Consider the following 13373-nt stretch of genomic DNA (forward strand, 5'->3'; position numbering starts at 1 on the left):
GCCCCTCAGTATCCCTCGGCCGGGCGGACCGCGGGATGCACCGGTCGCGACGCGTTCGCGGTCACCCCGGGCTTGGGCAAGGCGACACCGATCATGCAGTCGCGGGTGACGATCTCGGCAAGTTGCTCCTCGGTCCAGCCCTCGGTTCCGGCGGGTCGGACCGGCAGCACCAGGAACCGACGTTTGGAATTGGAGTCCTCGACGCGGATTTCGACATCGTCGGGCAGGAAAAGCCCGAACTCACCGAGAACCTGACGCGGCCAACGCACAATTCGGCGTCGATAGTTGGGGGTCCGGTACCACTCGGGAGAATTCCCGAGCAACGGCCGCGGATAACACGAACACAAAGTGCAGACAATCACGTGGTGCAAACTCGGCGTGTTCTCCAGGACCTCCAAAGCCGTGAAATCACTGGGTGTCCCGAAGCCGGTCGGGTGCAGCCAGTCGATCCCCACTTCGCGGCTGGCGGCAATGGGATCCTGGAGTACCAGCTGCTTGTAATCCGGATCGACCCACGCCTTTGCGACGAGTCGCGAGCCCGGCGCCGGGCCGATCTGCTCGACGAACTCGGTGTAGTGCCGGTGGTCTTCGGCGGTGAAGAGGCCCTTCTCGATCGCCAATTCGCGGAGCGCGATTTCCAGGACCTCGAAATCGGTCACCTCCTCGACCATGGGTGCTGCGTGCCGTTCCGGTGCGTCGTCATGCGTGTGCGCCGCGTCGTCGTGCGTCATGTCGGGTTCCTGTTCGTTCCGTCGAATCAGCGGTCTAGCCGAGCGGCCGCAACCACAATTCGGAGATCTCGGCCTGCAGGGTGTCGCCCTCGGCGCCCGCATACGGGTCCCACACGTCGGTCATGTTGAAGCGCACGATGTAGAACCACTGAGGCTTCTGCTCTTCACGGTCGAATGCCTCGTCCTCGGGTACCAGGCTTTCGTAAGACACCTCGGCGATGGTCCCCGGCTTCCCGCGCAGATACTCCTGGGTGCGGGTGTAGAAGATGGTCGGCAGATCCCGCACCTGCACCCGATCGCCGACGGCGAATCGAGGAGCGCCGGCCTGGCCGGCGAACCGCTGGGGGTCGCCCTTGCCGAGCGCCTCGATGTGATGGCGGTTCCTGGGGACCGCCGCCGGATCGCCCACCCCGCGCGGTGCGGCCGACAGGGCGTCGGCAGCACCAGTGGTAACCCTTGCGCGCACCTCGTCGACGCGCTCGAGCAACTCGCGAAGCGTGATGTGGTCCTTCTCGACGAGGCACCGGGCGATAGCCCACACCCACCGCCCGTAATAGGGAAAGCCGTGATAGATCGTCCGGCCCACATCGACGTTTCCGAGCCGCCGTCGTTCTTCCGACGTCCAGATGCCACGCCAGCCGAGAACCTCACACGTGACGAACGTATTGAGTTCCCACGCCTCTTCTTGCTTCTCCTCGAAGATCGCCGGCGCGTCGGGATCGCCGCCGACATCATGCGGGTTCTTCATGAAGGCGCTGAAGAGCGTCCGATCGATCTGATCCGGATAGGGCCAGTCCTGCAACCGATGCAATGCCGGACGCAACTGGCTGACAAAGTCGCCCATGGAATTGTTGGCCATATTCCGTGTCCTCGGATGGATAAACGGTTTGCCTGCGGCGACGCTATCACGGGCAAACACCGGACCGGTGCCGGTCAGGCAATCTTCCCGGCCCGCTGAAGCAGGTATTTGAAATTTTTCACAATGACGAGAGGATTCAGCTGCGAAACTTTGTCCGCCCGGACCCCATCACGCGGCTATCGGCAGGCGAAACCCCGCGCCGCTGTACCGTGACGCGCATGAACTCCTTTCGCGTGCCTTCCACCGTTGCGTTCGTGGCCTGTGCCGCTTCGTTGACCATGACGCTCGCCGCATGCGGCTCCGACACGGATACCGCTGCGTCGTCGGCCTCGACGAGCACGCCCTCGGTCGCCGAGGTACTCACCCCCTCGATCGCCGAGACCGCAACCGAAGCCAGCACCTGTCCCACGGCAGCACCGCAGAACGCCGGCACCCCCGAATGGACGGTGTCCGGGTCGACCGGCAGTGTCGCGGTCACCGGGTCCACCGACACGGCTGCACCCGTGGTGCAGGTGACCGGACCGTTCAGCGTGGCCGAGACCCAGGTGCACACGCTGAAGGCCGGCGACGGGCCGGTCGTCGCGCCCTCGGCGAATGTTTCGGTCTGCTACATGGGTGTCAACGGGCGCGACGGTTCGGTGTTCGACAGCAGCTACGAACGCGGCGAACCGGTCGACTTCCCCCTCAACGGTGTTGTGCCCGGCTTCCAGAAGGCCATCTCCGGGCAGAAGGTCGGATCCACGGTGGCAGTCGCGATGACTTCTGCCGACGGTTACCCCCAGGGTCAGCCTGCCGCGGGTATCCAGCCGGGTGACTCGCTGATCTTCGCGATCAAGATCCTCGACGCCAAGGGCTGAGTCACACCGCCCGCCCGGGGCCCGGGGCAGGCTTGCGACAATGCTTCCATGGTCGAGCGCAGCATCTGGATGCAGAAGGTCGCAGCCGATCCCGGGCATTCGGATTGGTACGTCGAGCGCTTTCGTGCCATGGAGCGCGCCGGTCAGGACCTGGCCGGTGAGGCGCGTCTGGTGGACGCGATGGCATCGCGCGATGCCCGCATTCTCGACGCCGGCTGTGGCCCCGGCCGGGTGGGTGGATACCTCGCCGAGGCCGGGCATCAGGTGGTCGGCGTCGACGTCGACCCGGTACTCATCGAGGCGGCCGAGAACGACCATCCCGGTCCGCGTTGGCTCGTCGGCGATCTCGCCGAGCTCGACCTGCCGGCGCGCGGCATCGCCGATCCGTTCGACATCATCGTGTCGGCCGGCAACGTGATGACCTTCCTCGCCCCGAGCACCCGGGTTCAGGTTCTGACTCGGTTGCACGCGCATCTCGCCGACGACGGCCGCGCGGTGATCGGATTCGGGGCCGGTCGCGACTACGACTTCGGTCAGTTCTTCGACGATGCGGCCGCGGCCGGGTTCACCACCGACCTGTTGCTGTCCACCTGGGATCTGCGCCCGTTCACTGATGACTCGGACTTCCTGGTGGCCATCCTGCGCCGTGGCTAGCCGGAGCCGTTCGGGCTGAAGTTGAAATTGGCTATCGCACTGGACAATCCGGTGCCGATCGGTCCCGACGTGTCGTACAGGCACGCACTGGCGGTGGCCACGCCCTCGGCACTGGTATGGGTCACCGCCGCCATGCCGATGTAGGGACCCACCGGCAACCTGCTGAGGGCCAGTGTGTAGTCGGCATTGATGAAAGCCAAACCGGCGGAACTGAAATTGCACATCGAACTCGTGACGTCGACTGCCAGCGCCGCGCGCACGAACGGCGTGAGCTCTTCGCCATCGACCAGCTGCCGGACTTCGCGCAACCACGCGTACCGAGGCCCACACTGCTGCCACGGGAACCCCTCACCCGACCAGTCCGGGTCCGCTCCATGCGCTCGGATGAACATGGGCATGGCGTCGTCGAATTCCGCCGGTTCCTCCGGTAACGGAGGCAGCTCGATCCCGGTGGTCCAGAACTCGCCGTCAGGTTGGGCGCCGCGTCTCAGATACAGCGCCGAAGCCCGGGCCACCACGTCACCGTCCTGGGTCATCACCGCATCGACCGCTTGCATCCGCGAACCCGCTCGCACCACCGACGCAGAGACACGAACCGCAGCGCTGGCGACCCGACGCAGTATCTCCACGGTGAATCGCGCCGGTTGCAGGTCCGCGTCGCTGACGAGTTCTTCCACCGCCCGGGCCAGCAGACCGCCGACCACCTGACCGCCCAGCGTCGGCCCCCATCCTCCGTGGGCGATCTCGTTGGGCACGAACCCGTCGTCAGTGCTCACAAAGAACGGCGTCATCGCAGTGCGTTCCACACGTACACCTCTCGTCCGACCATCGGGCCGCTACGGACTCTATTACAGAGTTGGCTACAGTTGGCATGACGATATAGGTGGATGCCCGCCCCGGATGGCGCGCCTGCATCATCTTGACCCGAGCCTGTGCCTCCCAGTGGCCACTTATGACACGTAGACCAGTGATTCGCGTGCAATAAGTGGCCGCTGGCATGAGGGGCGGGCCGCGGCATAGGTGCGATTCTGCGGGTAACGTCGGCCGATGGGATTGGTGTACTCCAGCATCATCGACGCCCCGCAGGAAGAAGTCTTCGCCTGGCACGGCCGCCCCGGCGCGTTCGCCAGGCTGTCACCACCGTGGCAAGCCATGACGCTCAGATCCGAGGCGGCCTCGCTGCGTGACGGCCGTGCCGAACTCGCGCTGCCCGGCGGTTTGCGGTGGGTGGCTCAGCACCAGGCTGACGGCTACGACCCACCACGGCGCTTCGTCGACGAGATCGCCGCCGGCGGTCCGGCCTCGCTACCCGCGGCATTGGCGGTGCGCTGGAAGCACATTCATGAATTCGACGCGATCGATGCGACCCACACCCGGATGACCGATCGCGTCGAGACGCCGGTGCCCGGCCGTTTCCTTCGCCCGATGTTCGTCTACCGTCACCGCCAGCTTGCCGACGACCTCGCCGCCCACCGAAGTGCCCACGCAGGAGGCCTGCCGCCGCTGACGATCGCGGTCACCGGAGCGTCCGGACTGGTGGGGTCTGCGTTGACGGCGTTCCTGAGCACCGGCGGCCACCGGGTGATCCGGCTGGTGCGCCATGGAGCAACCAAACCTGATGAGCGGCAATGGAACCCGGACAACCCTGACCCACAACTGTTCGACGGGGTGGACGCCGTCATCCACCTGGCCGGCGCGTCGATCGCCGGCCGGTTCACCGAAGGGCACCGCCGTGCGATCCGCGACAGCCGTATCGAGCCGACCCGCCGGCTCGCGGAACTGATCGCCGGCACCGACCCCGGTCCACAAGTGGTCGTCAGCGCCTCGGCGGTCGGCTTGTACGGATACGACCGCGGCGACGAGGTTCTCACCGAGACCAGCGAGCGCGGAGACGGCTTCCTCGCCGATGTGGTGGCGGACTGGGAAGACGCGCTGGCCCCGGCGCAACGATCAGGAACCCGGGTGGTGCGCATCCGCACCGGAATCGTCCAGTCACCGAGCGGCGGCACGTTACGGCTGCTGCGTCCGCTGTTCGCCGCCGGACTCGGCGGCCGCATCGGCGACGGGCAACAGTGGTTGCCCTGGATCGGTATCGACGACCTGGTCGACATCTACCACCGCGCATTGTGGGACGAGCAGCTGTCGGGCCCGGTCAACGCGGTGGCACCGGAGCCGGTGCGCAACGCCGAATACACCGACACGCTCGGCCACGTTCTGCGCCGACCGACCATTCTGCCGGTGCCCACGCTGGGCCCAAGGCTACTGCTGGGCGACCAGGGTGCCCGCGAACTGGCGTGCGCCAGCCAGCGGGCGGTTCCCGCGATCCTGACGGCCGCCGAGCACAGCTTTCGCCATCCGCACTTGGAGCAGGCGCTGGCCCACGTATTGGGCCGCCCGGCTACGGCGTAGGAGCCCCAGGGGGTGCAGCGGGTCCCGGCGGCGCAGCAGGTTGCTGCCCCGGCGAGTTGAACTCGTATCCGGGCGGCGGCGGGCCGTTGAGCGAGTAGTACCCGGGCGGCAGCGCCGGGCCGGCGGGAGCGCTACCCGGAGCCGGCGCGGTGACCGGTGTCTCCGAGCCGGGCGCGTTGATCGATTTGTATCCGGGCGGCAGCGGAGGTGCCGGGCCGGCGCCGGGAGGCGGAGCGACACCTTCGGGTGCTCCCCCGCCGCCCTGGAAGCCGCCCGGGTCGTGGGCTTGATGCCAGAGATCCCTGAGCGTGCCGATCGGGCCGCCGCCATACTGGCCCGAGCCGTACACGGGGTTGGCGATCTCGGGCACCTGCGGCGGACCGGCCGGTGCCGGCGGCGGCGCTGCCAGTGCGGGGTCTGCCGGTGCGGGCGCCGGATCAGGCAGGACGGGGTCCGCTGCAGCCTGTCCTGCCGCGGCCAGCATGACACCGACGGCGGTCAGGCCTGCGATCGCGAGCTTGGCCCCCTTGATGGCAAGCGTGGCGCGGTGCGCTTCGGTCATCTGTCCGGCGGTCCTCTCTCGATGCATCCGCAAAACTCCTTCAGGAGTCAGGGCGGTCCGTGCATCGTCGCATACCGCCCTGGGGACGCGCTGGGTTAGAGCGCCGCCGGCAAGAACCCTTCGAGCGCGTCCGGGCGACCCGGTGTGCCTCGCGTGGCAGGCTGAAACCGTGTCTCGGGTACTGATCGTCGGATCGGGTTTCGCCGGGCTGTGGGCCGCGCTCGGGGCCGCCAGACGCATCGACGAACTCGGAGCGGCGGCCCGCGGCGTGCAGATCACCGTGGTCAGTGAGCGTCCCTTTCACGACATTCGCGTGCGCAACTACGAGACCGATCTCGACGACTGCCGAATCCCGTTGCACAAGCTGCTGGATCCCGTCGGTGTGGATCACGTTGTCGCCGAGGTCACGGCAATCGACGCCGAAGCCCGGAACGTCACCGCATTGCAGGATGGCCGAACGCGCGTCGTCGGCTACGACCGGCTGGTGCTGGCCGCCGGCAGCCGGGTCGCCCGACCGAATGTTCCGGGGCTGGCCGAATTCGGTTTCGACGTCGATACATTCGACGGTGCCAGGCGCCTCGCCGATCACCTGGACATGTTGGCCGCCAATCCGCAGATATCGGGCGCCGGCACGGTCGTTGTCGTCGGAGCCGGGCTCACCGGTATCGAGACCGCGTGCGAACTGCCCTCGCGGCTGTCCGCGCTCTTCGATGGCCGCGTTACGCCGAAGGTCGTGCTCGTCGACCACAACCCGCAGGTGGGCTCGGATATGGGCGACTCGGCACGCCCGGTGATCGAAACTGCATTGTCCGACAACGGAGTTCAGGTGATGACCGGTGTCGGTGTGACCTCCGTCGACATCGGTGCCGCTACCTTGTCGTCCGGCGCGGTGGTGCCGGCGGCAACCGTGGTGTGGTGTGCGGGGATGCGGGCCAACCCGCTGACGGCCCAACTGCCGGTGACGCTGGACCGGTTCGGTCGACTACCCGTCGACGAGTACCTCCGCGTCGAGGGTGTGCCCGCGGTGTTCGCGGCCGGCGATGTGGCCGCCGCGCCGATCGACGATACTCACCCGTCGGTGATGTCGTGTCAACACGGCAGGCCGATGGGGCGTTACGCCGGGTACAACGTGGTCGGCGACCTCCTCGACCTGCCCCTGCGCGCACTGCGAATCCCCTGGTATGTCACCGTTCTCGATCTCGGTCCGGCCGGCGCCGTCTACACCGAGGGCTGGGACCGACATGTCGTGGCCACGGGTACGGTGGCCAAGGCCACCAAGAAGACCATCAACACCGAACGGATCTACCCGCCGTTGACGGGCGATCGGCAGGCCCTGCTCGCAGCCGCCGCACCCGATCTTCAGACCAGGCCGGCCCGAGGCGGCTAACGCTCCGCCCGGCAGGTCCTAGCGGCCGTTCCCGTCCGGCGGTGTCTCGGGTGGCGGCGGTGTCAGCGCGTCCCACGTGGTCCACGTATAGCGCTGCTCGGGAAGGCCGGTCGCTCCGAGCATGAACGCACGGTGCCCGCGGTTCTCGCGGGCGATGGTGGTCAGCCAGGTGGTCACCGTGCTGGCGCGGTTGCGTACGCCGGTGAGGAATGCGATATGGATGAAACCCCAAGCCAGCCAACCGAAGAAGCCGGCGAGCTTGACCGGGCCGACCTGCAGCAGTGCCTGTCGGCGCGCGATGTACGCCGCCGAGCCGAGGTCCCGGTAGCGGAACGGCCGCCGGGGTTTCCCGGCGAGTTCCCGGCGAACGCACGAGGCCACGTGGAGCCCGCCCTGCATCGCGTTCTCGGCGACACCCGGCAGGTTCTCCCGGCCGGCCAGATCTCCGATCACGAAGATCTCTGGACGGCCGTCGATCGAAAGATCAGGCCCCACAGCGATTCTCCCGCTGCGATCGGCCTCGACTTCCAGCACCTGGGCGAGGTGGCGGGCGAACGGCACGGCTTCAACCCCCGCCGTCCACAACACGGTTCGTGCCGCGTACTGCTCATCGGGACCACCGGCTTTCGGGCTGACGGTCACCCCGTCCCGGTTGACGTCGGTCACGTGGACTCCCATGTGCAACTCGACGCCCAGTTTCTGCAGCGACTTCGTCGCCTTCTCCCCCAACTCGGAGCAGAAGGCCTTCAGCACCCGTTCCCCGCCGTCGAACAGCAGCACCCGGGCTTCCTTGGGCTCGATGCTGTGAAACTCGTGAGCCAAGGTGCGCGTGGCCATCTCACGGATCTGCCCGGCCAGCTCGACCCCGGTCGGACCGCCGCCGGCGACGGCGAACGTGAGCCAACCGTCGCGCTCCGGACCCGGTGGCAGTGTCTCGGCAATCTCGAATGCGGTGAAAACCCGCTGCCGGATGTTGAGTGCGTCGTCGAGTGTCTTCATCCCGGGCGCCCACTCCGCGAAATGTTCTTTGCCGAAGTAGGACTGCTGCATGCCCGCGGCCACGACGAGGACGTCGTAGTCGAGGGTGAACGTCGTCTCATCCGGCCGGCGGGCGGTGACCCGCCGCAACTCGGGGTCGAGGTGGATCGCGTCACCGAGCAACGTGGTGACGTTGCGGTGACGCTCGAACTCCTCGCGCAGCGGTCGGCTGATCTGGCCGAAGCCCAAGGTCCCGGTGGCGCATTGGTAGAGCAGCGGCTGGAACAGGTGTCCCGCCGCCCGATCGAGCAGGGTCACGTCGACGTCGACTCCGCCCAATCGACGGGCACAGAACAGCCCGCCGAATCCCCCACCGATGATCAACACTCTCATCCGACTGTTGCCCACAACTAGGAGGTTAACCGCCGTCGCTGGAAATGCGACCGTGCAGCGCGGATGCGCGCAAGGTGAGGTGGTTGCGCTCGGCCAGCGAATGCGCCTCGGCCGCAGCCTGCACGTACAGCCGTGCCGCCGTTGAGATGTCCCCTGCCCGCTCGTGAAGGTAGGCCGCCGCAGCGGTGTGGCGTGGCAACGCCGAGTCGAGTTCGGCGAGTGCCGCCAAACCCGCCTGCGGCCCATCGGCTTCACCCAACGCGACTGCGCGGTTGAGGCGTACCACCGGGCTGTCGGTGAGTGCGACGAGTTCGTCGTACCACTCGACGATCTGCACCCAGTCGGTCTCCTCGGCGGACTGGGCGTCGGCGTGCAGCGCCGCCACCGCCGCCTGGGCCTGATACTCCCCGAGCCGGTCGCGGGCCAGGGCGGCTTGCAGCACGTACACGCCCTCGGTGATGAGATCGCGCCGCCACAGCGCGCGGTCCTGCTCGGCGAGAGGAACCAGGGTCCCGTCGGCCCGGGTACGCGCCGGGCGCCGGGCGTGGTGCAGCAGGAACAACGCCAGCAGACCGCTGACTTCCGGATCGTCGGTGGTGCGCGCCAGCCGGCGGGCGAGCCTGATCGCCTCGGCGGCCAGGTCGACATCGCCGCTGTAGCCCTCGTTGAACACCAGATACAGCACCCGCAGCACGGTGCGCAGATCGCCGGGACGATCCAGCCGAACGGCGGCCACGGTGCGCTTGGCTCGGCTGATCCGTTGCGCCATCGTCGCTTCCGGCACCAGATAGGCCTGCGCGATCTGGCGGGTGGTCAGGCCACCGACCGCACGCAGTGTCAGCGCGACAGCTGCCGAGGAGGTCAGGTTCGGGTGCGCGCACAGGAAGTAGAGCTGCAAGGTGTCGTCGTCCGCGGGGGTCGGCCCGGCGGCCGGCTCCGCCGAAACCCGGACCTCGCGGTTGCGCCGGGCAGCATCGGACCGGGTGAGGTCGAGGAACCTGCGCCACGCCGTGGTGATCAACCAGCCCTTGGGATCGTCGGGCCGTCCGTGCGGCCAGGTCTCCCAGGCTCGGACCAAGGCCTCCTGCACGGCGTCCTCGGCTGTCGCGAAGTCGGCCCCACGGTGGACGAGGGCGGCCAGGACACCGGGAATCAGATCCCGGAGCTGGGCCTCGTCCACCGCACCGGCGTCCATCTACTCGGTGACAGTCGGTGGGGCGGTGAGGAACGGACGCACCTCCAGCCACTCGTGGATCGGCTGCCCGCCCGCACCGGGCGCCGCCGACAGTTCTCCGGCCAGTGCGACGGCGCGTTCATACGAGTCGACATCGACGAGCATCCAGCCCGCGATCAGGTCCTTGGTCTCGGCGAACGGGCCGTCGGTCACCGGTGGCTTGCCCTCGCCGCCGTACTGGACCCACGTGCCCTCCGGGGCCAGGGCCTGACTGTCGACGTACTCACCGGTGTCCTTGAGCCGATCGGCGAAATCGTTCATGTACTGGATGTGGGCCTGGATCTCGTCCGGTGTCCACTGGTCCATCGGAATGTCGTTGACCGACGCCGGGGCACCTCGGTAGTGCTTGAGAAACAGGTACTTGGCCATGAGATTCTCCCTTCAGATTCGCGACCCTAGTTGGTCGCTCACCTCAGGGACGGAGCCGTCGCCGCGTTCTCGACATCGAGAACGGAAATATTTCTCATCTCGGTGTCAGACCACGTCGCGCGGGTTCAGGATGACCAATACGCCCGTCGTCCGACCACAGGTGCACAACCGATCAGTTCGATTGGCTAAGCTTCGACTATCCAAGTTCAGATTCGAGCACCGAGGTGGCATTCATGTTCCTGAGCAAGGCAGCCGTGGCGACCTTCGCGGCCGCAGGCCTGATCGGCGCCGCACTCGGCTTCGGCGCGGCCACCGCGAGCGCCGATCCCGATCCGAGCCTCCCGCCGCCGCCGAACGCGCCGAAGAAGCCGGCCGAGACGTGGCAGGGCCACCCGATGGTCTGGTGGAACCTGCCCGCCGGCGGTCACTGGGGCGTCTGGGTCAACGGCGACTTCCTTCCGTTCACCTGATCCAGTACCGGACCTGACGGCCCGATGACGTCCGTCGAGGCCATCGCCGCCGTCCCGTTCGTCGACGGGATCGTCTACGGCGAGGGGCCGCGTTGGCACGGAGATCGCCTGTGGTTCACCGACGGCCTGGCCGGCCGGGTGTACTCGGCCGGTGCCGCAGGTGACCTCGCCGTCGAGGTCGAACTCGCGCGTGCCTCCGGACTCGGGTGGCTACCCGACGGGACGCTCGTGGTGTCGACTCTCTTCTCGGCGGAGCTGCACCATGCCGACGCGCACGGAAACGTGACGGCCGGCTACGACCTGAGCGACATCGCGTGGTCCACCAACGATCTGCTGGTCGCGCCGGACGGCCGGACGTATGTCGACCTCTATATCGCTGACGGCCGCGGCCTGACGGGCGGAATCGGACTGGTTGGCGCCGACGGCACCGTGAAGATCGTCGCCACCGGACTGTCGATGCCCAACGGCCTCGGGCTGCTGCCCGATGAGTCGACCCTCGTGGTCAGCGAGACCCACGGTTCCCGCCTGCTGGCGTTCACCGCCGGTCCCGACGGCAGTCTCGGCGCACCCACTGTGTTCGCCGACCTCGGCCCGGACCGGCATCCCGACGGACTGTGCGTCGACACCGCGGGTGGAGTGTGGGTCGGCTCGTATGACACCGGAGAGTTCCTGCGCGTCGTCGCCGGCGGCGAGATCACCCACCGCATCGAGATCGACCGCGGATGGGCGGTGGCGCCGGCACTGGGCGGTCCCGACGGGCGGACGCTCTACCTCGTGGTCAACGACACGAGCCACGAAGATCTGTTGGCGGGCAACTCGACGGGACGGATCCTGCAGGCGCGCGTCGACGTGCCCGGGGTCGGATCGCCCTGACAGCCTGACTCAGTTGTCGGGCTCTGCGCTCTCGTCGTCCTCGGGCTCCTCGGCCGGGGCCGCTTCCAACGGGACGCTTTCCGCGCGCGGGGTGCCGGCAGCCGACGTGTTGTCGGCCGGTTGCAACTGGACCACCTGCCCCACCGCCCGGCGCAGCCCCGGCGGTCCCTCTTTACGGAAGAACTCACCGATCCGTCCGGCGCGGTAGCGCAGCGGCGAACCGAGCAGCTCACCCATCACCACGCCGCTGCCGAGTGCCAGCGCCGTCGCTGCCGCGGTCAGCAGGTGCGCGAGTCCCTCACCGAAGTTCTCGTCTACGGCGAAGGCGAACACCGCCCAGAACACCGCGAGGCCGGGCAGCATCGGCATGATGCCGGCGGTCGCCGTCACCAGCGCCGGAGATTGCCGGCGAATGGAGATCAGGGTGGCCAGGAAACCGACACCGATCGCCGCGATCCCGGTGGCCGCCCACTGACCGAACCCGGCGGTCCCCAGCCCGATCAGCGTCAGCTCCGCCAGCCCGGCGGCGAGCCCGGCAGTGGGTAGCGAACGCAGCGGCGCATAGCTGGCCATGGTGAGGCACATCCCGGCCAGCGACGCGCCCAGAACCGCCAACACGATCGGCAGTGGACCTCTCGGGGTGAGGAAGGTGCCGGCCGTGTTGACATGCAGTTCGATCTGGAACCCGAGCAGCGTGGCGGCCTGCAGTGCGCCGGTGATGCCGACGACGATCCCGGCGGAAAGAAAGACCGCATCACCGAGCCGCGCGACCGCGGTGACCATGTACCCGGTCAACGCGTCCTGTACGGCACCGACCAAGGTCATGCCCGACAGCAGCAACACGATCCCGGTGGCGACCAGAGCACTGAGCCCCTGACCGGCGTAGCGGTAGGCGCCCAGGGCGATCACGGTGGCGATCGCCGCCCCGACCGCATGCTGGAAGAAGAACGGCGTGCCGATCCGATTCAGCAGGCGGCCGACACGGTCGATCAGCGCGGCCGTGAGGCTGGCCAGCAGACAGGTCAACCAGTTGCCGCCCAGCATCATTGCGATGCCCAGCGCGAAACCCGCCCAGCCGGCGGTCGCGAGCCACCGCGGGAACGGATGTGGACTCTCGGTGAGCTCGTCCATGGCCTCGTGCGCCTCGTCGACCGTGATACCGCCGGACGTGATTCGCCGCACGAGCCGGTCGAGGTGGGCGAGCCGGGTGTAGTCCGTCGACCTGGTGCGCACCGCCCGCATGATCGTGACCGGCGGGCTGTCCGCGGTGGGTAGCGCCGAGACGATGATCGTCGCCACCGTGATGTCGACGACACAGTCGGTGAGCCGGTAGGCCTGTGCGACGTCCTGGGCGGTGGCGACGACGTCGGCGGTGCCCGAGCCCGACGAGAGCATGACCTCTGCCAATCGGATGGTCAGGTCGAGGACCTTGCGGGTGTGCACGTCGCCCATCCCGGCCGACGCGCGACTGCGCCGGCCGGCCACGGGTGCCGGGTCCCGCCGCCCCCGCAGGGCGATGCGCAGCCCGCCGCGCAAGCGGTCCCTGCCGTTCAATCCTTCCTCAGCCATTTGTGTGCAGCGTAGTCATGAACCGCCG

At 68.0% G+C, this 13373-nt stretch carries 14 protein-coding genes; 6 read left to right on the forward strand and 8 right to left on the reverse strand.

Going from position 1 to position 13373, the window contains the following annotated elements:
- Positions 1–5: 5 nt before the first annotated feature.
- On the reverse strand, positions 6–731 hold the full coding sequence (gene scnC / locus AC4LGL_RS28395) for a thiocyanate hydrolase subunit gamma (protein ID WP_491841654.1): 726 nt from the start codon (positions 729–731) through the stop codon (positions 6–8).
- Between the two features lie 34 nt (positions 732–765).
- Positions 766–1590, reverse strand: a complete 825-nt coding sequence (locus tag AC4LGL_RS28400) for an SH3-like domain-containing protein (RefSeq protein WP_491841655.1) — start codon at positions 1588–1590, stop codon at positions 766–768.
- A 218-nt stretch (positions 1591–1808) separates the two neighbouring features.
- Between AC4LGL_RS28400 and AC4LGL_RS28405 the strand changes: the two genes are divergently transcribed.
- Together AC4LGL_RS28405 and AC4LGL_RS28410 are read left to right on the forward strand one after the other, a co-directional pair.
- On the forward strand, positions 1809–2447 hold the full coding sequence (locus AC4LGL_RS28405) for an FKBP-type peptidyl-prolyl cis-trans isomerase (protein ID WP_491841656.1): 639 nt from the start codon (positions 1809–1811) through the stop codon (positions 2445–2447).
- A 48-nt stretch (positions 2448–2495) separates the two neighbouring features.
- Positions 2496–3101: a class I SAM-dependent methyltransferase gene (locus AC4LGL_RS28410; protein WP_491841657.1), complete on the forward strand. Its 606-nt coding sequence runs from the start codon at positions 2496–2498 to the stop codon at positions 3099–3101.
- Here the strand turns inward: AC4LGL_RS28410 and AC4LGL_RS28415 are convergent.
- A complete protein-coding gene (locus AC4LGL_RS28415; RefSeq protein WP_491841693.1) occupies positions 3098–3892 on the reverse strand; it encodes a thioesterase family protein in 795 nt (264 codons plus the stop codon). The two genes, AC4LGL_RS28410 and AC4LGL_RS28415, sit on opposite strands and share 4 nt — an antisense overlap.
- Before the next feature lie 256 nt (positions 3893–4148).
- On the opposite strand from AC4LGL_RS28415, the gene AC4LGL_RS28420 reads away from it, so the two are divergent.
- Positions 4149–5510 carry a TIGR01777 family oxidoreductase gene (locus tag AC4LGL_RS28420; protein WP_491841658.1) on the forward strand — a complete coding sequence of 454 codons (1362 nt, stop codon included), beginning with the start codon at positions 4149–4151 and terminating at the stop codon, positions 5508–5510.
- On the opposite strand, the gene AC4LGL_RS28425 is transcribed toward AC4LGL_RS28420, so the two are convergent.
- A complete protein-coding gene (locus tag AC4LGL_RS28425; RefSeq protein WP_491841694.1) occupies positions 5500–6042 on the reverse strand; it encodes a hypothetical protein in 543 nt (180 codons plus the stop codon). The genes AC4LGL_RS28420 and AC4LGL_RS28425 overlap by 11 nt on opposite strands.
- 199 nt (positions 6043–6241) lie before the next feature.
- Between AC4LGL_RS28425 and AC4LGL_RS28430 the strand changes: the two genes are divergently transcribed.
- On the forward strand, positions 6242–7459 hold the full coding sequence (locus AC4LGL_RS28430; RefSeq protein WP_491841659.1) for an NAD(P)/FAD-dependent oxidoreductase: 1218 nt from the start codon (positions 6242–6244) through the stop codon (positions 7457–7459).
- Positions 7460–7477: 18 nt separating this feature from the next.
- On the opposite strand, the gene AC4LGL_RS28435 is transcribed toward AC4LGL_RS28430, so the two are convergent.
- From AC4LGL_RS28435 to AC4LGL_RS28445, 3 genes are read right to left on the reverse strand one after another with little or no spacing between them, the layout of a single operon-like run.
- Positions 7478–8830, reverse strand: coding sequence for an NAD(P)/FAD-dependent oxidoreductase (locus tag AC4LGL_RS28435; protein ID WP_491841695.1), 1353 nt, complete (start codon positions 8828–8830; stop codon positions 7478–7480).
- A 25-nt stretch (positions 8831–8855) separates the two neighbouring features.
- The gene (locus AC4LGL_RS28440; protein WP_491841660.1) at positions 8856–10025 is read right to left on the reverse strand and encodes an RNA polymerase sigma factor; all 1170 of its coding nucleotides are present in this window, start codon (positions 10023–10025) and stop codon (positions 8856–8858) included.
- Complete coding sequence (locus AC4LGL_RS28445) at positions 10026–10433, reverse strand: YciI family protein (protein WP_491841661.1); 408 nt, start codon at positions 10431–10433, stop codon at positions 10026–10028. It abuts the gene before it with no gap.
- A gap of 233 nt (positions 10434–10666) precedes the next feature.
- Between AC4LGL_RS28445 and AC4LGL_RS28450 the strand changes: the two genes are divergently transcribed.
- Both AC4LGL_RS28450 and AC4LGL_RS28455 read left to right on the forward strand, forming a co-directional pair.
- Positions 10667–10903, forward strand: coding sequence for a hypothetical protein (locus tag AC4LGL_RS28450; protein WP_463806336.1), 237 nt, complete (start codon positions 10667–10669; stop codon positions 10901–10903).
- Between the two features lie 24 nt (positions 10904–10927).
- Positions 10928–11776, forward strand: a complete 849-nt coding sequence (locus AC4LGL_RS28455) for an SMP-30/gluconolactonase/LRE family protein (protein WP_491841662.1) — start codon at positions 10928–10930, stop codon at positions 11774–11776.
- Positions 11777–11785: 9 nt separating this feature from the next.
- Here AC4LGL_RS28455 and AC4LGL_RS28460 read toward each other — a convergent pair whose 3' ends face one another.
- On the reverse strand, positions 11786–13345 hold the full coding sequence (locus AC4LGL_RS28460; protein ID WP_491841663.1) for a threonine/serine exporter family protein: 1560 nt from the start codon (positions 13343–13345) through the stop codon (positions 11786–11788).
- Between the last annotated feature and the right edge of the window lie 28 nt (positions 13346–13373).

This window comes from Mycolicibacterium arcueilense (genome assembly GCF_058536225.1).